The sequence below is a fragment of the Ruegeria sp. YTSC002 genome (assembly GCF_059609845.1).
In genome coordinates this window covers 206,509-232,758 of the sequence record NZ_JBXWML010000004.1, presented here as the reverse complement: position 1 = coordinate 232,758, position 26,250 = coordinate 206,509, and the positions used below count along the sequence as shown (strand labels likewise).

General features: G+C 57.5%; 20 protein-coding genes and 1 pseudogene. 10 read left to right on the top strand and 11 right to left on the bottom strand.

The window, feature by feature from the left end; all coding sequences use genetic code 11:
- Positions 1 to 181: 181 nt before the first annotated feature.
- From AC2FFD_RS10685 to AC2FFD_RS10670, 4 genes are all read left to right on the top strand, one after another.
- Positions 182 to 2,065: a glycosyltransferase family 2 protein gene (locus AC2FFD_RS10685; protein ID WP_496873045.1), complete on the top strand. Its 1,884-nt coding sequence runs from the start codon at positions 182 to 184 to the stop codon at positions 2,063 to 2,065.
- Between the two features lie 94 nt (positions 2,066 to 2,159).
- Positions 2,160 to 2,831 carry a class I SAM-dependent methyltransferase gene (locus AC2FFD_RS10680; protein WP_170346632.1) on the top strand — a complete coding sequence of 224 codons (672 nt, stop codon included), beginning with the start codon at positions 2,160 to 2,162 and terminating at the stop codon, positions 2,829 to 2,831.
- 22 nt (positions 2,832 to 2,853) lie between these two features.
- Complete coding sequence (locus tag AC2FFD_RS10675) at positions 2,854 to 3,906, top strand: glycosyltransferase family 2 protein (protein ID WP_496873044.1); 1,053 nt, start codon at positions 2,854 to 2,856, stop codon at positions 3,904 to 3,906.
- 27 nt (positions 3,907 to 3,933) lie between these two features.
- Positions 3,934 to 5,829, top strand: a complete 1,896-nt coding sequence (locus AC2FFD_RS10670; RefSeq protein ID WP_496873043.1) for an ATP-grasp domain-containing protein — start codon at positions 3,934 to 3,936, stop codon at positions 5,827 to 5,829.
- 49 nt (positions 5,830 to 5,878) lie between these two features.
- Here AC2FFD_RS10670 and AC2FFD_RS10665 read toward each other — a convergent pair whose 3' ends face one another.
- A complete protein-coding gene (locus AC2FFD_RS10665) occupies positions 5,879 to 6,181 on the bottom strand; it encodes a DUF6476 family protein (RefSeq protein ID WP_224855318.1) in 303 nt (100 codons plus the stop codon).
- Between AC2FFD_RS10665 and AC2FFD_RS10660 the strand changes: the two genes are divergently transcribed.
- The 4 genes from AC2FFD_RS10660 to AC2FFD_RS10645 all read left to right on the top strand — a co-directional run bounded on the left by AC2FFD_RS10660 (position 6,180) and on the right by AC2FFD_RS10645 (position 9,802).
- Positions 6,180 to 7,214, top strand: a complete 1,035-nt coding sequence (locus tag AC2FFD_RS10660; protein WP_257600506.1) for an RluA family pseudouridine synthase — start codon at positions 6,180 to 6,182, stop codon at positions 7,212 to 7,214. The two genes, AC2FFD_RS10665 and AC2FFD_RS10660, sit on opposite strands and share 2 nt — an antisense overlap.
- A 145-nt stretch (positions 7,215 to 7,359) precedes the next feature.
- A complete protein-coding gene (gene rpoH, locus AC2FFD_RS10655) occupies positions 7,360 to 8,256 on the top strand; it encodes an RNA polymerase sigma factor RpoH (protein WP_170346637.1) in 897 nt (298 codons plus the stop codon).
- A 243-nt stretch (positions 8,257 to 8,499) separates the two neighbouring features.
- Positions 8,500 to 9,474 (top strand): Gfo/Idh/MocA family protein, encoded by a 975-nt coding sequence (locus tag AC2FFD_RS10650; protein WP_496873042.1) that lies wholly within the window; start codon positions 8,500 to 8,502, stop codon positions 9,472 to 9,474.
- Between the two features lie 58 nt (positions 9,475 to 9,532).
- Entirely contained in the window at positions 9,533 to 9,802 is a 270-nt protein-coding gene (locus tag AC2FFD_RS10645; protein ID WP_170346639.1) for a DksA/TraR family C4-type zinc finger protein, read from the top strand.
- 90 nt (positions 9,803 to 9,892) lie between these two features.
- Here the strand turns inward: AC2FFD_RS10645 and AC2FFD_RS10640 are convergent, their stop codons facing one another.
- Positions 9,893 to 10,828: a LysR family transcriptional regulator gene (locus tag AC2FFD_RS10640; RefSeq protein WP_496873041.1), complete on the bottom strand. Its 936-nt coding sequence runs from the start codon at positions 10,826 to 10,828 to the stop codon at positions 9,893 to 9,895.
- Between the two features lie 109 nt (positions 10,829 to 10,937).
- Between AC2FFD_RS10640 and AC2FFD_RS10635 the strand changes: the two genes are divergently transcribed.
- A complete protein-coding gene (locus AC2FFD_RS10635; RefSeq protein WP_496873040.1) occupies positions 10,938 to 13,364 on the top strand; it encodes an FAD-dependent oxidoreductase in 2,427 nt (808 codons plus the stop codon).
- Between the two features lie 231 nt (positions 13,365 to 13,595).
- Here the strand turns inward: AC2FFD_RS10635 and AC2FFD_RS10630 are convergent, their stop codons facing one another.
- The gene (locus AC2FFD_RS10630) at positions 13,596 to 14,228 is read right to left on the bottom strand and encodes a tyrosine-type recombinase/integrase (protein ID WP_496873039.1); all 633 of its coding nucleotides are present in this window, start codon (positions 14,226 to 14,228) and stop codon (positions 13,596 to 13,598) included.
- A gap of 321 nt (positions 14,229 to 14,549) precedes the next feature.
- Between AC2FFD_RS10630 and AC2FFD_RS10625 the strand changes: the two genes are divergently transcribed.
- The gene (locus AC2FFD_RS10625; RefSeq protein ID WP_496873038.1) at positions 14,550 to 16,112 is read left to right on the top strand and encodes an arylsulfatase; all 1,563 of its coding nucleotides are present in this window, start codon (positions 14,550 to 14,552) and stop codon (positions 16,110 to 16,112) included.
- Positions 16,113 to 16,398: 286 nt separating this feature from the next.
- Here the strand turns inward: AC2FFD_RS10625 and AC2FFD_RS10620 are convergent, their stop codons facing one another.
- The 8 genes and pseudogenes from AC2FFD_RS10620 to AC2FFD_RS10585 form a co-directional block, all read right to left on the bottom strand.
- Complete coding sequence (locus tag AC2FFD_RS10620; RefSeq protein ID WP_496873037.1) at positions 16,399 to 17,310, bottom strand: homocysteine S-methyltransferase family protein; 912 nt, start codon at positions 17,308 to 17,310, stop codon at positions 16,399 to 16,401.
- 384 nt (positions 17,311 to 17,694) lie between these two features.
- Positions 17,695 to 18,379 (bottom strand): annotated as a pseudogene (locus AC2FFD_RS10615) (SDR family oxidoreductase).
- Positions 18,380 to 18,398: 19 nt separating this feature from the next.
- Positions 18,399 to 19,238: an NAD-dependent epimerase/dehydratase family protein gene (locus tag AC2FFD_RS10610; protein WP_496873036.1), complete on the bottom strand. Its 840-nt coding sequence runs from the start codon at positions 19,236 to 19,238 to the stop codon at positions 18,399 to 18,401.
- Positions 19,235 to 20,449: a pyridoxal phosphate-dependent aminotransferase gene (locus AC2FFD_RS10605; protein WP_496873035.1), complete on the bottom strand. Its 1,215-nt coding sequence runs from the start codon at positions 20,447 to 20,449 to the stop codon at positions 19,235 to 19,237. The genes AC2FFD_RS10610 and AC2FFD_RS10605 overlap by 4 nt, the downstream gene beginning before the upstream one ends.
- Positions 20,446 to 21,219, bottom strand: a complete 774-nt coding sequence (locus tag AC2FFD_RS10600; protein ID WP_496873034.1) for an HpcH/HpaI aldolase family protein — start codon at positions 21,217 to 21,219, stop codon at positions 20,446 to 20,448. The genes AC2FFD_RS10605 and AC2FFD_RS10600 overlap by 4 nt, the downstream gene beginning before the upstream one ends.
- Positions 21,219 to 22,430: an NAD(P)/FAD-dependent oxidoreductase gene (locus AC2FFD_RS10595; protein ID WP_496873033.1), complete on the bottom strand. Its 1,212-nt coding sequence runs from the start codon at positions 22,428 to 22,430 to the stop codon at positions 21,219 to 21,221. The genes AC2FFD_RS10600 and AC2FFD_RS10595 overlap by 1 nt, the downstream gene beginning before the upstream one ends.
- Positions 22,427 to 24,136: a hydantoinase B/oxoprolinase family protein gene (locus AC2FFD_RS10590; protein ID WP_480684552.1), complete on the bottom strand. Its 1,710-nt coding sequence runs from the start codon at positions 24,134 to 24,136 to the stop codon at positions 22,427 to 22,429. The genes AC2FFD_RS10595 and AC2FFD_RS10590 overlap by 4 nt, the downstream gene beginning before the upstream one ends.
- Positions 24,133 to 26,247 (bottom strand): hydantoinase/oxoprolinase family protein, encoded by a 2,115-nt coding sequence (locus AC2FFD_RS10585; RefSeq protein WP_496873032.1) that lies wholly within the window; start codon positions 26,245 to 26,247, stop codon positions 24,133 to 24,135. The genes AC2FFD_RS10590 and AC2FFD_RS10585 overlap by 4 nt, the downstream gene beginning before the upstream one ends.
- Positions 26,248 to 26,250 lie beyond the last annotated feature (3 nt).

Genomic DNA, 26,250 nt, shown 5'->3' with positions numbered 1-26,250 from the left:
GCGTCGTGGCCGTCTGCGGAGTTTTGCAGTTGCCAGTCACTGAACCGGCGGGCTCGTCCACTTGCAATGCAATTCCGGGGCCCGTAACAAAGCCGCAGGCAGGGATGCGCGCTATACATCTGCAAAGATGCGTTTTTTCCCGCTATCCTGAATTTGCGGGCCACGGGTACAGGTAGACGCGATGAGACTTGTCATATCCACGATGAAAGACGAAGGGCCGTTCATCCTGGAATGGATTGCATATTATCTTTCGATCGGCTTCACGCATTTTATCGTCAATTCGAACGATTGTTCCGATGGCACCGACGCGATTCTTCGGCGATGCCAGGAACTGGGGTTTCTGGCGCATATCGACAATCCCGGTCCGTGGGAATTTGGACCTCAGGCTTCAGCTTATGCAAACGCCATGGAACACCCCTGGAGCAAAGAGGCCGAATGGATTTTGGTCTGCGACGTGGATGAATTTCTTGATATTCGCGTCGGCGACGGGACGCTGGACGATTTGTTTCGTGCATTGCCGCATGCGGACGGATTTGCCGCGATCTGGCAGTTGTTCGGGCACAACGGAATCGTCGAGTTCGAAGACAGGTTCATTGTCGAGCAATTCACCCGTGCGGGCGAGCTTGGCGCCGTCAGCCCCCATAACTTGCGGGCGTTCAAATCGCTGTTCCGCAACAACGGATCGTATCGCACGATAAGCACGCATCGACCGCGCGGCCCGATACCCAACAAAGCGGATCGATTTGCCTGGGTCGACGGGGACGGGGATCCGTTGCCGCCGGCCATGCGAAGACGCGGGTGGGCGTATTCATCAACGGGTGCCGGGTTTGGTCGCAGGCTTTTTCGGATGAACCACTATGCGGTGAGGTCCGTGGAAAGCTATCTGATGAAACGGTTGCGTGGGGATGTGAATACCTCGAGCTTTCATCCGAAGATGGAGGCAACCGGTCAGGCTTACTGGAAGCTGCATTGCTATAACGACATCGAAGAAACCTCGATCCTGTCCAAAGTCGCGCGACTGCGGGAGGTTTACGAAAAACTGCGATCCGATCCTGTTCTGGGGCAATTGCATCATCAGGCGGTTGCATTTCACAAGGAACGCATTGCAAGCCTCAGAAAAACCGAGGTGGCGCAGGATTTCGTTGCAAAGTTCAGCCGCTTTCGCAGCGGGCGCTATGTCAAGGCGCTGGACCTCGGCGTGATGGAAGACGGCGATCTGTCCTTCAACGCCGAAATGTACAAGGACCCGGAAACCACATTTGCCCAGGTCGCGAAATGGACGCGGCTTGGCAAGATGTCCAAGCCCGAGAACTCCAGGCCATACAATTTCCCCTGGTTTGTTCGGCTCGACTCCCTCGAAACCTCGTTCGATTACGAAGAGGCCGCCGCGCAGCACGCGCAAATCACGGATGCCAAACAGGTTTCGGTGCCGTTTGATCCAAAGGATCCTGTCTACCTGCCTGCTGTCCCCCCGGAAGTTGAAAGAACAAAAGACCAGCGGCAGAGTTTTCTTCGATCGATCAGTGGCAAGAAGAACTGGGTGCTGATCGGACATGTTGAGACTGAAATCATTGAAGAAATACTTGACCTTGACGCTGTCGAGAGATTGACGGTCATAGGACCGTGGGGGCTGTCATGGGACGGTTTCACCTGCCCGGATGCAACCCAGGATCCCGAGCTACAGGCGTTGGACCGCACGTTCTATGCACTGCTGGAATATTTCCGCGACCCCATTCTTGCCGGACGATTGCGTGTCTACCGGGCGCTGCCCCCCTTGATGCTGAAGCTGTTTGAAGACGAAAGCGTCGGTGTCGTCATCATCCGCGGGGTGCGGGCCGAGCAGGTGATGACCCAGCTGTTGCGCCGCATCGACCGGGTTCTTGCACCCGGGGGCAGTATCGCATTCACTTCTTATCGCCGTCATGGTGGCGGGTCGTATACGGGTATGAATGCGGCAATAAACAGTTTTCTGGGGCGCAATGCTGCGCGGTACCGGGTAACCAGCTTGCAGCCACCGTGGCTTGGTATCGACAAGTTGCCACCACTTGACAAAAAGGATGCATAGCTTCTGGTTCTTGCGCCGACGGCGTGGTAGCCATGTTTCAATAAACAAAACGGGTTCTGCGTGAACAGGATACCCGTCTGCAAGTGAGGTCGAGATGTCAAACGAATCCAAGGTTATCGGTGTTGCGCCCGGCAGCCAGAAGAAACCGAAGGCTGACAAGGCGACCAAGCGCAAGAACAGCAAGGAAGCAATCCGTCGCACATTCCTTTCGCGTTTGCCAAAGGGGGGCTTGGCCGTTGAAATCGGTGTCTGGCAGGGTGAGTTCTCTCCGACCATTCTGAAACTGATCGAGCCCAGTCAGCTTTTTCTGATCGACCCATGGAAGCATATTGGTGAGGAATCGCACACAACCGCGTTTGTGGGCCGGACCGAAGATGAAAAGATGGAGGCCATCTTCCAGAAGGTCGTAAAGTCTTTCGAGGCCGAGATCGAAGAAGGCAAGGTTGGTATCATACGCGATTTTTCGGTACCTGCGTTGGAGCTTTTCGATGATGACAGCATCTCGTTCGCCTATGTTGATGGGGATCATTCATATGAAGGCGTGACCGCCGATCTGGCCGCTTTGTTTCCCAAGATCAAACCCGGTGGGATCATGGCATTCGACGACTACCACCGCCGCGGCTGGTGGGGCGACGGCGTGATCCGTGCGGTCAACGAGTTTCTGGGCCAGCACCCCCGAGAGCTGCGCATCCGCGCGATTGCCGGCGCGCAGATCGCCATCGAAAAGATTGTCCCGCAAGATGACAGCAAAGGTCAGAACGACTAGGCGGCGGGGATAAGTGGCAGCGATGGAAAAGCCTGAAAAAATCCTCATCACTGCGATGAAGAACGAGGGCCCCTATATTCTGGAATGGGTGGCCCATCAAAAGGTGCTGGGGTTTGACCGGATCATTGTCTACACCAATGATTGTACAGACGGCACCAACCAGATTCTGAGACGCTTGCAGGACTTGGGCCATGTGGAGTTTCACAGGAACCGGGTTGGAACCGGTGGGATACATCGATCTGCGCTGAGGCAGGCACGGCGCTTGCCGGTGGTGAAAGAGGCAAAATGGATATATGTCGGCGACGCGGATGAATTCCTGAATATTCACGTTGGAAATCACAGGGTTGATGATCTGATCGAGGCAACGCCCGGCGTTGACGTCATATCCATCCCCTGGAAGATTTTCTCGAACAGTGGTCGGCATGTTATGCGCGATACGCTGGTGACGCGGCAGTTCTACGATTGTGAACTGGATTTCGAACAAGGCGGGGCAGGGCGCCGGTTTGTCAAATCCCTGTTCCGGCAGGGTGATTTCTATCTTCGCTTCGGGTTGCACAACCCGCACCCCCGCCCCGAACTTCAGGCTGGCGTGTTCCGGTCCGTGCCCGGAGGGCATGCCACGGAACCTGCCCCATTCGGCAACCATGTCTCGCCCCCGTTCGGTTTTGAAGTCGCACAGATCAATCACTATGCCGTCAGATCCACGCAGGCCTATCTGGCCAAGCGCAGCCGAGGTCGGGCAAATCATTCCTCGCAGACACTTGGAACCGAATATTGGGACCGCTGGAACCGTGGCGGTGCCAAGGATGAAACAATCCTGCGGTACAAGGACGAAGTGGATGCGGTGCTGGAAGAGTTTCGCGCTGATGACAGGCTTCGACGGCTGCATAGAAGAGCGTTCCGCTGGCACAAGGCGCTGATCAACGATCTGCTGAAACTGCCAGAGTATGATGAGCTGTACCAGAAACTTCTTGAAAAACCGGCTGTGGATTTTGTCGCAAAGGACCGCGGCGTAAGGGAGCGCCTGTCGGCAGGCTCTCCATCTTCTTCTGACGAAAACCGGACAGAGTCCTGACAACACAGCCCCTGGAGAAATAGACGAATGGTTGCGGATCGCTCTCTTCCGACGATTGGGATGCTGTGGATGGAAGGCAGCCTGAGCTTTCTGGAGCAGATGTGCATGCTGTCCTTCGTGGAATGTGGGCACAGGGTCGTTTTGTTCCATTATGGACAAGTCGACAACGTTCCGGATGGTATCGAACTGGTGTCGGCAAACGAAATCCACGAGCCCAAGCAGTTCATCGTAAACAACCAGTTCAAGACGCCCGTGCCCCAATCCGATATCTTCAGATTGCATCTGATGAAGAAAACGGACTTTCTGTGGTGCGACACGGATGTGTTGGCGCTTGCCCCGATGCCAAGGGCAGATCATGTCTTTGGGTATTTCAACCGTGATACCATCTGCAATGCCGTCATGCGGCTGCCATCCGACAGCCCCACGTTGAATGCGTATTCCGAATACTGCCAGGATCCCTATCCGATCCGCCCCTGGGTTGAAGGTGAAGAACGGGAAGAACTGGAACGCCAGAAACGCGCGGGTGAATTGCCGCATGCGTCAGATCAGGAACACAGCGTGTACGGCCCCGGTGTCATGACGTGGTTTCTGCGCCACCACGACGAACTGAAACATGCCAGCCCCATACCGGTCTTTTATCCTTTGCCGTTCAGACGGGCAGGACAAGCCAATGATATTCACGTCCGAGAATTCAGGGACGCGTATATCAAAGAGGAAACGCTTGCCGTACATCTGTGGGGGCGTCGGATGCGATGGTGGATTGCAAACGGGATCAAGCGGCATTCGTTTCTGGATCGACGTTTGCGGAACCTGGGTGTGCGACCCGGCGACGCGCCTTTGCCACGCCACGGCCGAGGGGGCCTGAAACCGGTGGAGTTTCCGGCAAACCTGCCCACGTTGCGCGCTACGACCGAAGAAATCCACGACGCCACCGGCGGCGTTGTTTCCGTTGCTCTGCTCTCTGACCGGGAAGACTATCTCAAGGCGGCGCAGGCTGATCTCGACGCGATTGCAACTGACAATCTGTACGGTGCCAACACCCCGCCACGCGTCGGTTTTTCGCGCGGTTGGGAACATTATGGCAGTGGCCCTGCACGGCTGAATGCGCTTGGCATGTCTCTGTACAATTATGCGGATAGCCATCGGTCTTTGCCTGACCTGCGCGCGCCAAAGACATTCGCCGAAAAACTGGTGGTCATGAAGCTGTTTGGCGAAGTCCCCGATGCGTTGACCTCTGACCGGTCCAAATACGTGGGCAACGCCTCGGAACTGCTTGCCTGCCCACAGCGCATGTGGGAGGCGCATATTCCGGCATTGCCCGAAACACTCGACCTCGGGCCAGGCCAGTATTGGTTGAAAGGAACGATGAGTCCTGGTCACAAGCTGGCCCTGTCGTTTCCGCTGGATGGCACGCAGCGCGACGATGCCAACCAGAAACTGGCCGCGTGGCACAAGACGAAAACGCCCGAAGGGTTCTGGACAGGCGAATGGTGGCGTGCCACGCAGAAGCCCCTCTATTACATCGAAGAAGACTTGTCCGCCGGGGATCGACAGGCCGGCACCTGGAAATTCTGGGTGATCGCCGGACGCGTGCAGCTGGTGCAGGTTGACCGTGACCGGGGGCGAGGCCGGATTCAAATGCTCCATGATCGCGACTACGATTACCTTGCAGATGAGTTGTATTCACCAACCAGCAACACCGTCGAACCCCGACCCGAGCGCTTTGAAGACATGATCCGGATCGCTGAAACCCTGGGGCAAGACCTTGAATGCGCCTGCATAGAGCTTCTCCCGGCCGGTGACAGGATTTGCTTGGGCGACATCATGTTGGCGCCGGTGTCGGGCAAGCACAAGATACGGTCGGATGCGCTGGATCTGCGTCTGGGTGCTGCGTGGACCGGAACTCGGCTGTTTCCCGGCTGAGGCTGGACGATCCCCTGATCTTTCATGCCGCCGGAACAGGCGGCAGGGCCTATTCGACTGCGATTTCCTGGCGCAGTTTTCCTGTTGTTTTGTCAAAGATCAGAATGCGATTGTCATCGGTTGCGACGGCATACCAGTTCGACCCGATGGTCAGGGCCTGCGCCCGGGCGCCGTCGGGCAGCTCGATCTGATCCGGCAAGGTGGGGGTGCGGTCCGATAGGCGGATGACAATCAGGGCGAATGTCACTAGAACCCCGCCAATCATCACCGCGGTCAACAGCATGACCATCCGCCGCAGCAATCGCAGTTGCGGAGTTTCCTGCGGTTCTTGAGGTTCGGAAGGGACAGTCATGGGCACCCGCCAGATTGAGTTTCACATCGCGGCCGATCCGCCGCCTCGCCTTGATAAGGCGCTTTCCCGGGATGTGCCAGACGGGGAAAACCTGTCGCGCACCCGGCTGGCGCGCCTGATCGAAGAAGGGGCGGTTCAGATCGACGGTGCCGAGACACGCGATCCCAAGGCCAAGGTGGTCGAAGGGGCGCGGGTCACGATTGTCGTGGCCGAGGCCGAAGACAGCCATATCGGCCCCGAGGACATCCCGCTCGAGGTCGTATTCGAGGATGCGGACGTAATCGTCGTCAACAAACCCGCAGGCATGGTCGTACACCCTGCGCCGGGATCACCCAGCGGTACTCTGGTGAATGCTTTGCTCCACCATTGCGGAGACGATCTGTCGGGCGTCGGCGGGGTGAAACGCCCCGGAATCGTGCATCGCATCGACAAGGAAACAAGTGGCCTTCTGGTGGTCGCGAAATCAGATGCGGCGCATCACGGTCTGGCCGCGCAGTTCGCGGCGCATAGCGTCGAACGGTATTACCGCGCGGTGTGTTACGGGGTGCCGGATGCCAACGATCCTCGTTTGCGCGGTGTCAAAGGGATCAGCTTTGAACCCGGCAACATCATGCGCGTGACAACGCAACTTGCGCGGCACAAGACCGACCGTCAGAGACAGGCGGTTCTGTTCCACGGTGGGCGCCATGCCGTGACACGTGCGCGTGTTGTCGAAACCTTTGGAACTCCGGCCGGTCTTGCCCTGATCGAATGTTGGCTTGAAACGGGCCGAACCCATCAGATTCGGGTTCATATGGCCCACGCGGGACACGGGCTGGTGGGCGACCCGGTTTATGGCGGCAAACGCAAGCTGTCCGCCAAGGCTTTTTCCGCCGCCGCCGCGGGTTCTGTAAGCGCTTTTCCCCGTCAGGCGCTTCATGCCGCCGTTTTGGGGTTCGAGCACCCTGTCACCGGTGAATCCCTACGGTTCGAGGCTGATTTGCCGCAAGATATGCAATGCCTTGTCGAACGTCTGCGCACACCGCTGTCATAATTAGCAAAGTCCTGTGAATAGGGGCTTTTTACCTTTCCTTAACGCAAGATTAATTTCAGACTGTTAGCAGCACCTCTTGAATGGGAAGGGTTCCTTACCCATATCCTATGTTAAATACCTAAACATTTGTCGGAGGGACACAATAATGGCAAACTACGCAAATCTTCCCGCACCGACGCCCGAGGGCGGCCTGAATCGCTATATGCAGGAAATCCGCAAGTTTCCTCTGCTGGAGCCGGAAGAAGAATACATGCTGGCCAAGCGCTGGGTCGAAGAGCAGGACACTGAAGCCGCGCACAAGATGGTGACATCTCACCTGCGTCTGGCGGCCAAGATCGCCATGGGCTATCGCGGCTATGGTCTGCCGCAGGCCGAAGTGATTTCCGAGGCCAATGTGGGCCTGATGCAGGCGGTCAAACGGTTTGACCCTGAAAAAGGCTTTCGTCTGGCGACCTATGCCATGTGGTGGATACGTGCCTCGATTCAGGAATACATCCTGCGGTCCTGGTCTCTGGTGAAACTGGGCACGACCTCGGCGCAGAAGAAACTGTTCTTCAATCTGCGCAAGGCCAAGGCCCGTATCGGCGCATTGGAAGAGGGCGACCTGCGCCCGGAAAACGTCAAGCGGATCGCCACTGATCTGGGCGTGACCGAAGAGGAAGTGATCAGCATGAACCGCCGGATGTCCGGTGGCGATGCGTCCCTGAACGCCACGGTCGGGTCCGAAGGCGAAGGCACAATGCAATGGCAGGACTGGCTGGAGGATGAGGATGCCGATCAGGCCGGTGATTACGAAGCGCGCGATGAACTGGAAGCGCGACGGGAGCTGTTGGCGGCGGCTTTGGATGTGCTGAATGATCGGGAAAAGGATATCCTGACCCAGCGCCGTTTGATGGATCAGCCTGTCACGCTCGAGGAATTGAGCACACAGTATAACGTAAGCCGCGAGCGCATTCGCCAGATCGAAGTGCGCGCATTCGAGAAACTGCAAAAGAAAATGCGGGATCTGGCGCGGGAAAAAGGCATGCTGGGCACCGCCTGACAGACTGGCCCTCGGGCCGACCCTGTCGCGTTTACGCGAAGACAGAAAACGCTCTCTGAAGATCAGGGGGCGTTTTTTTGCAAATGTTGGCAGCCACTGACGCTGAGGCGCGAAAAAGTGGTTGAAGACCGGAAGCTGTGCTACGAGAAAGTACAGTTTTCTTCTTTGATATTGTGGCAGGTCAAGCCTTCGGGGACCCTTTGGATGCGCACAATCTGAAACAAGCCGAGTACGGAGGGCGCAATGCAGAAACCGGTTCAATTTGGTGTGTTGGGTGCCGCGAAATTTGCCCGTGAGTACATGGCCCCAGCGATACATGCCGCCAACGGGGCGCGTTTGGCCGGGCTGGCAACGTCCGATGCCGCAAAGGCCGAACCGTTCCAGTCTTTTTGCCCGGATTTACACGTGTATGACAGCTATGATGCGCTGTTGGCAGACACCGGAATCGACGCAATCTACATCCCGTTGCCCAACCATATGCATGCGGAATGGAGCCTTAAGGCTTTGAAGGCTGGCAAGCATGTTCTGTGCGAAAAGCCCATGACCATGAAGGCGGATGAATTCGACGCGTTGATTCAAAAGCGGGATGAAAGCGGCCTGCTGGCCGCCGAGGCATACATGATCGTCCATCACCCTCAATGGCAGCTTGCAAGGAAACTGATCGCTGATGGTGCCATCGGCAATTTGGTACATGTGACCGGTGCATTCAGTTTCGACAATCGCTCTGACACTCGGAACATTCGAAACCGTGCGGAAACGGGCGGCGGAGGATTGCGTGACATCGGGGTCTACGTGATCGGTGGAGCGCGCTTTGCAACCGGGCAAGAGCCTGTGTCAGTGCAGTCAGCGATCCGGTGGCAGGATGACATCGACATCTTTACCGAAATACGCGCGCAGTTCCCCGATTTCACTTATTCGAGCTATGTGTCCATACGGATGCATCCCCATCAGGAGATGGTGTTTCACGGCGAAGGTGGTTTGGTCCGTCTGACGACCCCGTTCAATGCACGTGTGTTCGGAGAGGCGCGGGTCGAGTTGCACCGGCCGGGGCTTGAAGTTCAGGTCACTCGCTTCCCTGGAGCAGACCATTACAAGTTGCAGGTCGAGGCCTTTTGTCGATCAATCAGGGATGGGGCGGAATATCCTTGTCCTTTGGAATTCTCACGCGGAACGCAAAAGGTGATTGATCGTGTATTCGAAGGTGCAGTTTCGCTGTAACTTGCGTTTCGGCCAACGGCTCAGCTATCCTGCATGTCACAATTTCAGGAGATGACAGATGGCCGGAGGTTGGGCACGCGACGGCGCTGTGAGCGAACAGATCGAAGCGTCGATCTCAGATGAACTGGCGCGGATGCAGGCGCAAAAGCGGCCCCAGGGCGAAAGCCTGACCCATTGTGCCGAATGCGAAGAACCCATACCGGAAAAGCGTCGCGTCGCGTTGCCGGGAGTAAAGCTGTGTCTGGATTGCCAGCAGGAACGGGACGGCGCGTTCAAGGCACGTGGCGGTGTCAATCGGCGGGGGTCGAAAGACAGTCAGTTGAAGTGATCTCAGGTACGGCTGCTATGAGCCCAAAGCGTCTAATGCTGCGATACGTATTAACTGGCATGAAGCGACATATAGCTATCGCCGTACCAGTCATTTTTCGGCTTGTGATATGACCAGAAAGCGGTTTGCCGCGTCCTGCGAAAACAGATCCCTCAGGCTGTCGGTGAAGTATTTCACGATGCGGCGTGGATTGTCTGGCAGGTATCCAAGAACAATTTTCAACGGGTCAGTGACCGGGTACAACGGCACCTCCAGGACGTTTTCGCCCGCGTAGGTCTCATGCGTTTTGGGGCGCATGTGCAACAGTGAACAGCCTACGCCCATGCCAACCAGACTTCGAACCATTTCGAGCGTCGTTGCAGTGCAAACCACATGCGGAGTGACCTCGGCGGCCTGGAACATACGGCTGTAGTAGTCGCTGATCACAGGCTGATCGAGGAGAATCATGGGCTCGCCATCCAGCTCGGAAAGGGAGACGCTGCTTCTGGATGCAAACGCGTGCTGTTTTGGGACGAGAAGGTAGCCGGGCACTTCTATCAGGGTCTCAAAGGCCACTTCCGGGGCCAAGCTTTCGGCAACACAAAGTATGACGTCGAAGTTACCGGACAGCAAACCGGCTTGGGCGGATTGGGTGTCACATTCGATGAACTTGATATCGACACGTGGATTGTCCGCCAAAAGATTTCGCGCGATGGCAGGTAAAAAAGCTGGGGCAACAGGCGCGTAGTATCCCACCCGCAATGTGCCGATCAATTGCGTACGCATCTCGGCGCCCTGGCTCATCAGTGCCTCGTATTCATCGAGCAGATGCCGGACACGGGCCATGATGATTTTCCCCGTGGATGTCGGCGCAATCCCCTTGGACCGGTGTCTGATGGTGAGCTGCATCCCAAAGGCCTCTTCCACCTGGTTGACCGCAGCCAGCACGGCGGATGGCACCACGTGCATCTTCTTGGACGCCTCTGTCAGGCTGCCGCTTTCAGTGGCCGCCATGAAATATCGAAGGGCTTTCAGACTAATATCCATACTCGCTCATAATTCACTATTTATGATCTTTGTATTTCAAATATTCAGTTTTTCAAAAGATATAATCCGGCTGATACTATCCAGAAATCTGAATTTCTGGAGGTGGCTCATGCAAAGCCATGCGCGGGTTGTCGTTGTTGGTGGTGGCATTGGTGGATTGTCGGCGCTTTATCACCTTGGTCTGGAAGGCTGGACCGACGCAGTCCTGCTGGAACGCAACGAGTTGACCAGCGGCACCACCTGGCATTCGGCGGCGCAATGCCCCAGTGTGGCGTTCAACCAGTTGTTGCTTTTGCTGCGGGACTACACCATCAAGCTTTACAAGGAACTGGCCGATGATCCGGCCTATCCGATAAACTATCATCATGCCACGGGTGGCATGCGACTTTTGACCAACCCCACTCACGTTGACGAAGTGCATCACATCATGTCGGTCGCCAAGGGTCTGGGGATCGAGTTTGATCTGCTTGATGCCGCCGAAGCAAAACGGCGTAATCCATTGCTGAACACCGAAGGTGTTCTGGCGGCGATGTGGGATGAACAGGACGGCGACATCGACCCGGCGCAGCTGTGTCAGGCCTTGGCCGCCCGGTCTCGCAAAATGGGTGCGAAAATTCACCGCAACACACCCGTTACTGCGCTGAAACAACTGCCCAATGACGAATGGCTGGTGACGACAGAAAGCGGCACGATCACCGCTGAGCATATCGTGATCGCGGCCGGCTATCGCGCCAACGAAGTCGGCGCGCTGATGGGCATCGAATACCCCGTCATTGCGATGGAGCACATGTATTTCGTGACCGAAGACATCCCTGAACTGGTCGAGCGCGACACCCGCGTGCCCATGGTGCGCTGCCCGCGTGACACGTTCTATATGCGGCAGGAAAAGAAGGGGCTTCTGGTCGGCATCTACGAACATGACTGCAAGACCTTCGGGATGAACGGGATCGACCCCGATTTCGTCAATGCGCTCTGCCCCGATGATCTGGACCGCTTGCTGCCCAAGATGGAACCGATCTTTGACCGTCTGCCCTGTTTGCAGGAGGCCGGCATCAAATCCGTAGTGAACGGGCCGATTGCCTATGCCTCGGATGCCGGGCCGCTGGTGGGCAAGCAACCTGGCCTGCGCAATTGCTGGTCGATGAACGGGTTGCGAGTGGGCATCGGCGAAGGCGGTGGCTACGGCAAGATGCTGGCGCAGATGATGGTGCATGGTGAAACCGAGTGGGACAGCTGGCAGCTTGATCCGCGCCGCATCACCAGTTTTGCCAATACCGAGTTCACCGCGCTGAAATCAATCGAGGATTACCAGCACGAGTTCCGCTGGCACCTGCCGCATGAACACCGCCCCGCCGGTCGCCCGGCCAAGGCATCTCCGCTTTACCCTGTGCTGAAAGCCAAAGGTGCGGAGTTCGGCGTCGTCAATGGCTGGGAGCGGACAGAGTTCTACAAACCTGACGCGGATTTCCAAACCACTCACGGATACGCATTCCAGAACTGGCACGATGTTGTGGGGGCCGAGATCGAGGCGCTACGTTCGAGTGTCGGGTTGGCCGAACTGTCAGGTTTCAACCATTACCGCATCAGCGGAACCGATGCGCTCGACTGGCTCAGCAGTCTAACCTGCTCCAAGGTGTCGACCCAAACCGGCAGGGCAAGCCTGTGTTATTTCCTGACACCGAAAGGCAATATCTCGAGCGAGGCGACAATTGTGCCACTTCCGGACGGGAGCATCTTCTATGGCTCCGCCGCGTCTGCCGAGTATCATGACATGGACTGGCTGACCGAGCACCTTCCCAAAGGGTCGGATATTCGCATCGAAAGTCGCACCAACACCCATACGTTGATGGTGATTGCAGGCCCCAGAACCCGAGACCTGCTGGCCTCTGTGTCGCCGCGCACCAAATGGGGGCAGTCTGACTTCCCCTGGCTGACGGCGCGGCGTGTTTTTATCGGCCATGTCGAGGCGCTGGCTATCGCCATCAGCTTTTCCGGAGAGCAGGCGTTTGAACTGCACATACCCAACACTCAGCTTTATGCCGCCTATGACATCCTGACCAAGGCGGGCGAAGCGTTTGGGCTGTCGCATTTTGGCATGTTCGCAATTGACTCGATGCGCCTGGAAAAAGGGTATGGCCACTGGAAAGCTGATTTCATCACCGAGTTCAATCCGATCGAGGCAGGGCTGCATCGCTACGTAGACATGAACAAGGATTTCCCAGGAAAATTAGGGCTTAAGGCGCAAATCGACGCAGGTACCCGCAAAAAACGTGTTGTTCTGGAAATCCACAGCGCCAAGGGAACAGCACGTCCCGGCGAAGGAGTGTTCGCTGATGGTAATCCAATCGGATCGATAACCTCTGCCGCATGGGGCTATCGCACCGGGAAGAACCTTGCCATCGCATACATCGATCCGACTCATGCCGAAACCGGCACGGAAGTTGAGGTTCTGCTTATTGGCGAAACCATTCTAGCCACAGTCTGTCCACCCTGCCTTTTTGATGCTGAAAACGCCGTGCCCAGAGGTATCTCATGATCTGTGGCGCTCCAGATCCAGAGTGTTTTTCTACAATGGGGTCTACCGCAATGTGCCTATGGAAGGCATTAATTCGAACACAGCGAACGGCATTAAAGTCCGCTTCGCCGACCGTCATCCTCCGAAAATTCTGCGCCATGGACGAATGACCGCAATGGCGTATCGCATTGCAGCATTCTGAAGTGGTGGCCAACGGCGGCGCAGGGCCGTCCGTGAAGACGGCCCAAGCCTTCAGATTTCTACCGCCTCTGCGATCGCCAATGCATCCTCCAAATCGACGCCAAGGTACCGGACGGTGCTGTCCATCTTGGTGTGACCAAGCAGAAGTTGTACCGCTCGCAGATTTCCTGTCTTTCGGTAGATTTGCGCAACCTTGGTCCGGCGCATCGAATGTGTTCCGTACGCACTCGGCTGCAGACCGATCGGTTCCACCCAATCCCGAACCAGGCGCGCGTATTGTCGTGTGGAAATGTGAAGCCGTTCGTGGAAACGCCCAGGCCAGAGGTACTCCGATCCGGTCATCAGCGGTTGTTCCATCCAGAACAGCAGCGACTTTCGCGTGCCCTCGGTGATCTCAAAACGGACAGGCTTCTGTGTTTTGCTCTGAATGATTGAGGCGCGTTCCTTAACCTGACCAGCGGCGTAGACATCCGCGACCTTCAGTTTGACCAGATCGCACCCGCGTAGTTTGCTGTCGATCGCCAGGTTAAACAGCGCCAGATCGCGATGGTACGCGGCAATTTCCAAGCGCACTCGGATCGCCCAGACATGTTTGGGCATAAGTGGGCGTTTCTGACCTATAATGCGTCCCTTGTTCCAAGCGGGGCAGCGGGCTCGAATGGCAGGTAAGTTTGGTATTTGCATGGTGGTTCTTCCAATCCACCACGCCCTTCCACAACGCCAACCCGACGTTGACAGGGCAACCTATCATGGATTGGTGCTGACGCAGAAATTGGCGGCTCCGAGCCCAGAGCAGACGTGGCAGAATATCGAATGTGTCGGTTTGAATCGAATGCCAACGGGATGACGCAGTACAATTTTTCGATGTTCAGCTTTGCGAACCGACCCACGCCAGAGGAATTGTGTATTGGAGAGGCTGCAAAAGTATTGGAACTTCGGCACAGCGGTTTCTAAACGGATATGCGGTGAGTACATTATCGAACTATTAAAAATGGGAGAGACACAATGAATAAACTCGCGACGTTGGCGGTTGGGTTATGCCTGGCAGCAACCAGCGCATTGTCAAACGACAGTGAACGCCCGAACATCCTCGTCATCATGGCGGATGACGTGGGATGGGCGAGCCTTGGATCTTATCATGGGGGCATCAAAAGCATTCAAACGCCCAATTTGGACCAGCTTGCAACCGAAGGCGTGCGACTAACTGATTACTATGCAGAGCCTAGCTGCACCGCTGGTCGTTCGGGTTTTATGACCGGTCAAATGCCAATTCGTACTGGGATGCACACAGTTGGGCTTCCGGGCGATCCAATTGGACTACACCCCGACGACCCGACACTTCCGATGTTTTTGAAAAAGCTGGGATACACGACGGGGCAGTTTGGCAAAAACCACCTTGGCGATTTGAACGAATTCCTACCCACCACCAAAGGGTTCGATGAGTATTGGGGGTGGCTCTATCATTTGAATGCAATGGAGTACACGTCGGACCCCGACTGGCCAAATGACCCTGAGTTCGAGAATCAGTTTGGTCCGCGCAACATCATTCATGCCTATGCAACCGATGTAGACGATGAAACAATCGACCCCCGTTTCGGGAAAGTCGGCAAGCAAAGGATCGTAGACGATGGTCCAGCTCCGCCAGAACGGCAAAAGACACTCGACGACGAAGTTACTGCGCACACTAAAGACTTTATTTCCCGCGCCGTCGAAGCAGAAACACCTTTTTTTGTTTGGATGGCCCCAGCCCGAGCCCATGTCTGGACTCACTTAAGCCCAAAATACGAAGCGATGTTGGGTGATGGTCGCGGATTGCAAGACGTAATCATGAAAGAACTGGACGACAATGTCGGCAAAGTTCTCGCTCATCTGGAGGACCTTGGCGTTTCTGAGAACACAATCGTAATGTTCACAGCTGACAATGGTCCAGAAACCATGACATGGCCTGATGGTGGCACTACGCCGTTCCATGGCGAAAAGGGCACAACTTGGGAAGGTGGTTTCAGGGTTCCCGCAATTATCCGCTGGCCGGCAAGAATTCCTGAGGGACAGGTCCTGAACGGGATATTCAGCGGTATGGACTGGATGCCTACCTTGGTCGCTGCCGCCGGTGGTCCTGCCGATATCAAGGAACAACTCTTGAAGGGTTACGAGGGTTTTAGGGTGCATGTGGATGGTTATAACCAACTACCCTACCTGACAGGTGAAGCGGAAAAGAGCAGCCGGCAGGAGCTAATTTACTATCAGGGCACCGACCTCCAAGCAGTGCGCTACAACGACTGGAAAGCTCACTTCGTAGTCCAAAACCATGGTTGGTCTGGTCCAAAAGAAGAACTCGTTGCACCGCTGTTGTACAACCTCCGTCGGGACCCGTACGAAAAGGCGGCGGATGAAAGTGGCATGTACGTCCGCTGGATGGGCAACAAGATGTGGGCCTTTGGTCCTGCCGCTCGAATTGTTCAAGCACATCTTGCGACTTTTGAAGAGTTCCCACCGCGAGGAAGGCCGATTGCAAATCAGAGCCACGTCGAAGAGCAGACGGCTACTGAGGGCGGAATTTCGCAGTAATAGTACCGTTGCGGGATGGTTCACTATCAATGGAAGCGAGCAAACAGCCACGTTCCTGTTTGCTCGTTTTGGAGATTCATGCCTCCTTTGCGCGTAAAGCAATGCGAATGGATCAAGCCTCAAGCCAACAGTTTTGCCAAAATTATGAGTGACTGTTTTGTCCGCGATCTGTGAGTTCGAGCAGTGCCAAATTTTGCACATGCGGCGAATGACCGTAATGCGGGCTGCGACCGCAGAATGCCAGCTGGGTGTCGAATGTCTCTTATCGGCCGTAGAAGTAGGTTAGCTACGCAAGCTCGCTGGCCATCAATTTCAGATGGCGCATGTCTGTTCCACAGCACCCTCCGAATACTTTAACCGAAGGATTGCTCCGAGCAATCTTGGCAATCTGCTTACCAAGTTCAACGGGATCGCCTTCGTCCAGTTCATCTGCTTCGTCAAGTTCCGCATGAGAGCAAGTTGAAGCGTTCGCCACAATACCTCTCAGCCTCGGGTGGTTGCCAAGCGCTCCGGCGAAATGGGTCGGATGAGCGCAATTGACCATAAAAAACATTGCCGCCGTGTCCGATTCCCCATCGATCTGGTCAATTGCATCCACAAGTTTGGTTCCGTCCGCCAAGCACCCATCTGTCTCAACAACCAGAGACATGATGATCGGCAGACCAGCATCTCGGGCGGCGAGGATGCATCCTGTTGCCTCACTTGGACGGTTGAATGTATAAGCGGTAACCAGGTCGACAGTTGTGCCTTTCAGGCTGTGCATTTGAGCGGCATGGTATTGCCGTGCATCTTCGACGGATATCGGCGGGATGTCGGCGTAAGGATCAAAGCGTGGGCCTATACAGGCCGACAACAAAACATCTTCGCGAGCGGCGGCCCGGCGCACGTCTTCCACTAGACTGACCGCATCTTTGTTCACCTCTACAAGCCGTTCTGCATCGTACCCCAAAGGTGCCGCCCGGTCGGCATTCGCCATCCAAGTGGGCGCATCAAGAATACATCCGACATTCATTTCGCTGGCGAGATCGACAAGAGCCTGCATCTGACCGGCAAGTATCGCTCTAGTGTCAGGCTGTTCGAGCAAAGGAAACGAGGCAAATCCGGGTAGCTCAAGTCCATGATTGAATACCAGGTCGGTGCCAGTACCGGCATAAACCAGAAAGGTCTTGTCACCTTCGTTTAGGAGCTGTCGTGCCATTCTAATCTACACCCTTTTCCCTTTCTATTCACAAGAAACCTACATTTTCTCGGGTCTCCTGTGAACCTTTGGGCAGTGGAGTATTTTCTGTACGCATGCCCTAATCTGTCCGAGCAGCTCGCAAACACAGCGAATGTCTGGAAAGCGGGCTGCAGTTGCTGCAATCTAGGGGCATGTCGAGTGGCCGGTATGGGCCGTTCTTGTCGCCAACTGACGCCAAGATTGAGCAAATGCCGCGCCGCATCAGAGGTCCACAAAGAGCCCGAAACCACCGATGCTGCAAGATGCATAACTGGCAACCAAGCACGGAAAGCCGACATCGTCGATGACAAGCTCAAATCGCGCCGGCGACCAGCGGTGCTCTCAGCTTCACTATCATTGGACCTAAACCGACCGAGTAATTCCCCCATCAATCCGGGTGTTCTGACCGGAAATGTAGGCTCCGCCATCCGAAGCCAGAAAGGCCACGACACTTGCGATTTCAGCAAGCGAGTTGCCGTAGCGGCCCATCGGGATCATTTAGCGGAATTCTTCCTTTTTCTGGCAGCCTGTCTAAGAATCCTGGCAGCACGTTGTTCATGCGGATGTTTTTGGCTGCGTGTTTGTCGACAATGAGTTTTGTGAAGGCAGCAAGCCCGGCGCGCATCACGCCTGAGGTTGGAAACACCGGGTTCGGCTCAAACGCGGCAAAGGTCGAAATATTGATGATCGCCCCGCCACCCTGTTTTTGCATGATCAAAATGACGAGACGCGAGGGGCGCAAGGCGTTCAGGAAGTAGACCTCCATGCCCTCGTGCCAGTCCTCATCGTGAGCTCGAGGACCGGTGCGCGCGGTCCGTGACCGGCGGAGATTATCAAAACATCAATACGGCCCCAGTGGTACATGGCCGCATCGACCAGCTTTTGCAGGTCTGCTTCGGACTTGTTGGTGCCCGTGACGCCAGCACCGCCAAGTTCTTTGGCAAGCGCTTCGCCTTTTCCGGAAGCCAACAGAATTCCGACCTTAGAGTCATCTGCGGCCAAGGCCCGCGCTATCTGCGCCGATGCCGGATCCGCCCGCTGTGATCAATGCAACGGTATCTACGGCCCTAGTCCTTTCCGGTGTCGTTTTCGTCGAGGTTGAGATGCGCCATCCCGCTGTTGCCAAGCGGCACAGCCGCGAATGGGCCGCCATGGTGCGTGTTGGCGGGATCGTGCGGGTCGAGCGGGCCATCTGCGGCATAGATTTCTTCGGCGAATTGTTCGGCGTTGTCCTTGGGTCGGTAGCCCAAATGCTGCGCCTTGGAATTGTCGACCGGCGCGCGGTCGTTGTTCGAGACGCCATAGACCACGCTGAAGCCGGTAATGGGCGTGGTGATCGCGCGTTCCACCAGGTGGATCAGGTCGTCATAGCTGAGCCAGGTTCCCACGGCGCGCGAATTGGTCGGCTGCGCGCAAGACAGGATGCGCATGCAGACCGCTTCCAACCCGCGTTTGTCCCAGTAGAGCGAGGCGAGGTCTTCAGCAAAACACTTGGCAAGCCCGTAGAAGGTGTCGGGCTTGTGTGGGGCGTCAATGCCAATGAAATCCGTCTTCTTGTGCATGCCAACCGCGTGGATGGACGACGCATAGACAACCCGGCGCAGCTTGTTGCGATAGGCGGCCTCCCACACGGTATATGCGCCGTAGAAGTTCGGCCCCCAAAGCACATCCATGGGGGCTTCGTCGCCAATTGCACCGAAATGCACCACCATGTCCGCGCCCTCCAGAAGGGCGACCATGGCGTCCAGATCGGTGATGTCGGCTTTCACATAGGTCTCGTTGGGCGCGAGGTTCGAGACACTGTCGGCAATGTCCGACGAGACGAATTCATCGCAAAGTTTGGACAGCGGCTCGCGCAGGTACGAGCCAAGGCGGCCAGCCGCGCCGGTGAGTACAATCTTTTTCATGGGTTAAGTCCTTTCAGGTCGCCAACAGCGCGGGCGATGCGATCCATCGCGGTGCTCAACACCTCTTCCGAGGCGGCTGTTGAAATGCGGAAAAACGGTGAAAGATCATAAGCGCTGCCCGGAACGGCGGCAACGCCCGCGGCCTTCAGTAGATAGGCCGTGACATCCGTATCGGTTGCGAGCGTCTCGCCCTGAGGCGTCTTTGCCCCTATCAGACCCGCGCAGCCGATCAGGGCGTAAAACGCGCCGCCCGGCGGATCAAGCGTCAACCCCTGGATTGTTGCCACACGCGCGACCACCATATCACGGCGGGCTTCGAAAGCCCGACAGAATTTGCGGACGTCATCCTGCGGCCCGTTCAAGGCCGCCGCCGCCGCCGCCTGGGCGATGGAACACGCGCCTGACGAGATCTGGCTTTGCACCTTGGTCATCGCCGCGATCAGATCCTTATGCCCTGCGCCATAGCCAATGCGCCATCCGGTCATGGCATAAGCTTTGGACACGCCATTGACCGTCAAGGTGCGGTCTTTCAAGCCCGGGCAAAGCGCCGCAAACGATCGGAACACGCGCCCGTCAAACAGGATGTGTTCATAGATCTCGTCCGACAGCACCAGCACGCGGTCATGATCGGCCAGCACGTCGCCAAGTGCCGCAATCTGGGCATCTGAATAGACCGCGCCAGACGGGTTCGACGGCTGGTTCAAGAGGAGCCACCGGGTCCTGGGCGTGATGGCGTCGCGCAATTGCTCTGGCGTCAGCAGAAAGCCAGCTTTAGCCGGGCATTCCAAAGGCACCGGCACACCGCCGAGGATGAGCACGATGTCCTTGTACTGACCGAAATAGGGAGCGCAGAGCAACACCTCGTCACCCGGCTCCAGCGTGGCCATGAAGGCGTTGAACAGTACCTGCTTGGCTCCGTTCGACACGATCACTTCGTCGAGCGCATAGTCCAGGTCGTTCTCGCGTTTGAATTTGTCCACGACGGCCCGCCGCATCGCGAGCGTGCCATTCGTGGGCGGATACTTCGTCTCGCCCCTGAGAGCGGCTTGATGTGCCGCCTCTTTGATATGGTCGGGCGTGTCGAAATCCGGCTCTCCAAGACCAAGATCAATGACATCTTCACCACGCGCCTTGGCCTCTTTCGCAGCCTGGCTGACCCAGGCCGAGGCGGACGGCTTGACCGGTTTCAGACGCGATGCCGCGAAACTCATTGCAACCCGCCTTTTGTTTGCGCCAGTGCCGCATCTGCGGCCCCCGCCAATAGCCCCGTGTCTGTCGCAATGGCCACGAAGGTGAAGCCTTCGTTCAAAAGGTCAGCCGCAAAAGCGGGGTCCGTGACCAAGGTGCCGACCGGCATGCCTTTGGCAATCAGCTTTTGCGCAGCCGGTTTGATCAATGCCCAAACATCCGGGTCCATCGGTTTGCCCAGTTTGCCAATATCGGCCGCAATATCTGCGGGTCCAAAGAAGATGCCGCTGACACCATCGACCGCGCCGATGGCTTCGGCCTGCTCGACGGCTGCGCGGGTTTCCAGTTGCAACAGAACAGCGGTTTCTTCCTCAACCCGCGCCACATAATCAGGGATGCGCCCAAAGGCTGTTGCCCGGGTTGCCCCTGAGACACCGCGAATGCCGCGAGGCGGGTAGCGTGTTGCGGCCACCGCTTGTTCGGCCTCTTCCACCGATTGGATCATCGGAAACAACAGGCCCGGCGCACCCAGATCCAACAGCCGCTTGACGGCGACTGCGTCGTTCCATTCCACACGCACAAGGGCCGTGGTCGGGGACGCCGCAAAGGCCTGAAGCTGACCCAGCACGCTGAAATAGTCGTTGGCGCTGTGTTCCATGTCGATCAGCGCCCAGTCGTATCCGGCGGTCGAGACCACCTCTGCGGCGAAGTTGCTGCACAGGCTGATCCAAAGGCCAACCTGTTTCTCTCCGGCTGCAATGGCGCGGGTGAATGGATTGGCGGGAAGCTTCATCAGATAATGGCTTTCTCGATGATCGGCCTGTTTGCCGGGATCCGCTCGTAGTTGAACGGCGACAGATCAAGTGTGCGGTATTCGCCATAGGTCAGCAATTCGGCCGTCCCGCGCCCCATCGCAGGCGACTGCTGAAGCCCGTGGCCGGAGAAGCCATTGAGGAAGATGAAGTTCGAAAGCTCGGTGTGCGGCCCCATTATCGCGTTGTGATCAAAGGTGTTCATGGCATAGTGTCCGGCCCATTCGGCTTGCACTTTGATGGCTTCGAACTGCGGGATACGGGTCGCGAGGATGGGCCAGACGTGGTTTTCCCAGAGGGAATGGTCCATCGCATAGTCGTCATAGCCCACAGCCGGGTCATGGTCGGAATGGCCGCCGCACTGATATGTTCCGCCGCCGTTTTCGCGGACATGCACACCTGAGGGGTCGATGGTCAGCGGCAGGTCCCGATCAAGCGGCTGCTCGGCCTTGAAGATCCAGGAATAGCGTTTGCGCGGCTCGACTGGCACGTCGATGCCCGCCATCCGGGCGGTGCGCGCGGCACGCGGACCCGAGGCATTGACGACCTGACCGCAGGCGACCACCTCGCCCGAGGCAAGCGTGACGCTTTCGACCCGGGTTCCGGCGGCGTTGCGGGTGATCGCCACAACCTCGTTCTGGATCCATTCGACGCCCCGCTCGCGGCTTTGGCGGCGCCACCAGTCATTGACGGCGCCCCCGTCCCAATAGCCTTCGTCCACCAGGTTGATAGACCCCAGCACGATGTCATCAACATTGTAAAAGGGATAAGCGGCCTTGATCTCTTCGGGCGTCATAAGCTGGGTGGCAGCACCGGCAGCCAGCTGCACTTGCTGACTTTCACGCAGCACATCGGCAAAGGCGTCGTTGTCGGCAAGATACATGTAGCCGAAAGAGCGGATGCCAAGTTCCGGTACGCGTTCATCGCCGCCCATATAGCTGCGGATGTTTTTGACGAAGTCGGCGGCAAACTGGCTGATACGGACGTTCAACTCGGCTGAGAATTGTTGTCGCATGCAGGAGTTCGTGTGCGTGGTCGAGCAGTTCTCATAGGTCATGTCCCGTTCGACAACGAGGACCGAGCCATCGAAATCCTTGTTGTCCGACAGGAACCAAGCGGTCGAGGCCCCCATGATGGCGCCTCCGATGATGATCACGTCATAGCTTTGCTTTGATGGGCTTTGATTGCTCATATCTGTTCCCCCCTGGCGACGGCAGATTGCACCGCCGCGATGTCCTCAGCGGACAAGCCATAGTCCGTCCGAGCCGTTTCTTCAGAAATATATCCCCGCGCCAGATCGCGTTTGACAAGCTCTTTCGGGCGTTCGGCCGGATCGCCGTAGCCAGCGCCTCCCGGAAAGGCCATCACCACCTTACGCCCGTGTGGGACGAACTGCTTGCCCTTGACCCGCATGGCCGAGCCATCGTCCAGAGCGATGGTCGTTGGTGCACCGTTCTGGCCTCCTCGGCGGCCCCGAGCGGGGTGCTGGCTGCGGTCGAACATGGCTTGGATGTCAAACTCGTGGCCTTCCTGCGCGCCGACTTCCATGTATTGCCCCAAACCGCCGCGCGTTCTGCCCGCGCCGCCGCTGTCGGGGCGCAATTCCTTGCGCCAGATGATGACGGGACCTGCGTGTTCCGTGGCCTCGATGGGCATCGTCATCACGCCCGAAGGGAAGGCTGTCGCGTTCATGCCGTCGTGTTCGGGCCGTGCACCAGAGCCGCCCGAGTTGAAGGTCAGCACTTCAGACCGGCGCGCATCAGGCGGGGCAGGCGCGTCGGTGCGCGGGCGCAAGGAGACCTGGAAATTGCACAGACATCCGGCGCCTTCGGCGGGCACCAGGCCCGGCACGATCTTGTCAAAGGCGTCATAGACCGCGTCTGGCACGAAATGCCCCACGATATGGCGCAGGGCGACTGGCGCGGGGTGCAGCGCGTTGACGATGGAGTTTTCCGGCGCCGTGACCTCGAACGGCGCAAGTGAGGCGGCGTTGTTGGGGATTTCCGGCGCAATCGCCACCTTCAGCGCATAGCAGGCATAGGCCTTGGTATAGACCAGCGGGCAGTTGATGCCCTTCTTGTCCAGGCCGGAGGTGCCGGTGAAGTCGGTCACGATCCGGTCGCCTTCGACGCTGACCTTGACCTTGAGTGTGATCGGCACGTCGAAGCCGTCCATCGTCATCTCACCTGTCGCGGATGTCTGCGGCAGGGCGGCAATGGCTTCAATCGTGGCCCGGCGCGAGTTGTCGAGGATGAATTCGGCGATACCGTCCAGATGGTCGAGACCAAACTCCTCCATCATGTCGACCAGGCGGCGGTGGCCGATCTCGTTGCAAGTGGCGAGCGCGTAGATGTCACCGATCAACTGGTCCGGTTCACGAACGTTGCCCCGGATGATCCGCACCAACGTCTCATCCACCTCGCCCTTTTCAGCAAACTTCATGATCGGGATGTAGAGACCTTCCTCGTAAACGCTCTGTGCGTCCGCGCCAAAGCCGCGCCCGCCGATATCGACGATATGCGCCGTGCAGGCAAAGAACCCGACCAGGGTGCCGTTATGGAAAGAGGGCGTAACCATCGTGATGTCGTGCAGGTGCCCTGTGCCCTCCCACGGGTCATTGGTGATGTAGACATCACCCTCGAACATGTTTTGTCGCCCGATCCGACGGATGAAATGCGCGACGGCATCGGCCATAGCGTTCACGTGCCCCGGCGTGCCGGTCACCGCCTGTGCCAGCATGTTGCCATGCGTGTCATAGACGCCTGCCGACAGGTCCCCGGCCTCGCGGACCGAAGTCGAAAAGGCCGTTCGCACCAGTGCCTGAGCCTGTTCTTCCACGACCGAAATCAGGCGGTTCCACATGACCTGATAGGCGACTTTCGAGTGTTCTTGGGTCATTGGTGGGCTCCCTTGGCACCTTCTGATGCGCTCGGTTTGCGAGCGACGACGTCGATGCAGCCGTCAGGCTGCCGGATCGCATCCCGACTGGCGGGCACGATGATGGTCGTCTCAGCTTCGGTTACGGCGGCTGGTCCATGTGCGCGCTGGCTTGCCTCCATGCGGCGTCTGTCGATGACATGGGCCTCAAGGTATTTGCCCGCCGCCGCATCAAAAAGCTGCCGCGTGCCGTTCAGGGCAACAGGCGCGTTGCCGTCTGTCGTTTCAATGCGCGCGACGTCCTCGGGCGGCGTCGTGGCGTTCACCGACCAGACGGTGATCTCGATATCCATGCCTGCGACGGGGCGGCCAAAGAGCTTTGTGTAATCCTCCTCGAACCGCGCTTGAAAGGTCGCGGCGTCGGGGTTCATCGCCTGTTCTTCGGTCAAGGCGATCGGGATTTCCCAACCCTGACCGGTGTAGCGCATGTAGACCTTGAACTCGGACAGGATCGGGCTGACTTCATCGCAGGTGCGCACAAAGCCTGTCGCCTCGGCCTTGAGATCGGTCAGCAAGCCCTTGATCTTGTCCGCATCGAAATCGCTCAGCTTCATATAGACCGACCGATTGGCCTCAAAGCTGAACGGCGCGCGCAGGAAGCCGATGGCCGAGCCGACGCCGGCACCGGGCGGCACAAGCAACCGCTCAACCCCAAGCTTTTCGCAAAGTCGCCCGGCATGCAGCGGGGCCGCGCCGCCAAAGGCGATCATGGTGTATTCGCTCAGGTCTTCGCCATTTTCGACAGCGTGAACGCGGGCGGCATTGGCCATGTTTTCGTCAACCACCTCTGCCACGCCAAAGGCCGCCTCGACCGCGTCCATATCCAGCCTGTCGCCCACATGTGCGCGCAACGCCTGTTCCGATTTATCGGGATGAAGGGCGATCGAACCACCGGCAAAATTGTCTGGGTCCAATTTGCCCAGGACAAGATCGGCATCCGTGACAGCTGGTCGTTCACCCCCGCGCCCATAACAGGCGGGCCCGGGCTCGGACCCGGCGCTTTCAGGGCCGACGCGGATCTGCCGCATCCCGTCCACATGGGCAAGGCTTCCGCCGCCCGCACCAATTTCGACCATATCAATCACCGGGATCGAGATCGGCATGCCAGAGCCCTTTTTGAACCGGTAGGTCCGCGCGACCTCAAAAACGCGACTGGTCTTGGGTGTCTGGTTCTTGATCAGGCAGATCTTGGCTGTGGTCCCGCCCATGTCGAAGGAGAGAACCTTGTCCAGACCATAGCGGGCCGCGATATGGGCCGCGAATACCGCGCCACCCGCCGGACCGCTTTCGACAAGCCGGACAGGGAAATCCGCGGCATTCTGGATCGAGATGATCCCGCCACCCGAATGCATCAGGAAGATGCGACAGGCGACACCTTCGTCGCGCAGGCGGTCCTCCAACCGTCCAAGGTAGGAGGCCATCAGCGGTTTGATATAGGCGTTGGCCACGACCGTGTTGAACCGTTCGTATTCGCGCATCTGCGGCGATACCTCGGACGAGATCGACACCGAAACACTCGGCAGCTTTTCGACCAGAACATCACGTACCAACTGCTCATGTTTGGGGTTGAGGTAAGAGTGGATCAAACCAACCGCGACGCTTTCGAAGCCCGCTTCTGCAATGCGGTCCACAACGGCTTCGACATCCGCACGTTCAAGCTCTACCAGGATTTCTCCCTTGGCATTCACGCGTCCGGGGACGGTGAATCGCATGTGGCGCGACAACAGCGGATCAGGAAGATTGAGGTTCAGATCATACTGCTCAAACCGGCTTTCGGTCCGCATCTCGATCACATCGCGGAAGCCTTCCGTCGTTATCAACGCCGTTTTGGCCCCACGTCGCTCAATCAGCGCGTTGGTGGCCAGTGTGGTCCCATGGATGATCTGTTCGATTTCGCTGGGGTCAATGCCCGCCTTGGTGCAGACTTGGTGCATTCCGTCGATGATCGCGTTTTCGGGGGCCGCGTAGGTCGTCAGGACTTTCACCGAATACTGTTCGCCCGCCTTTTCCAGAACGACATCTGTGAATGTGCCGCCAATATCGACGCCCATTCGAATGGATTCGGCCTTCATCTG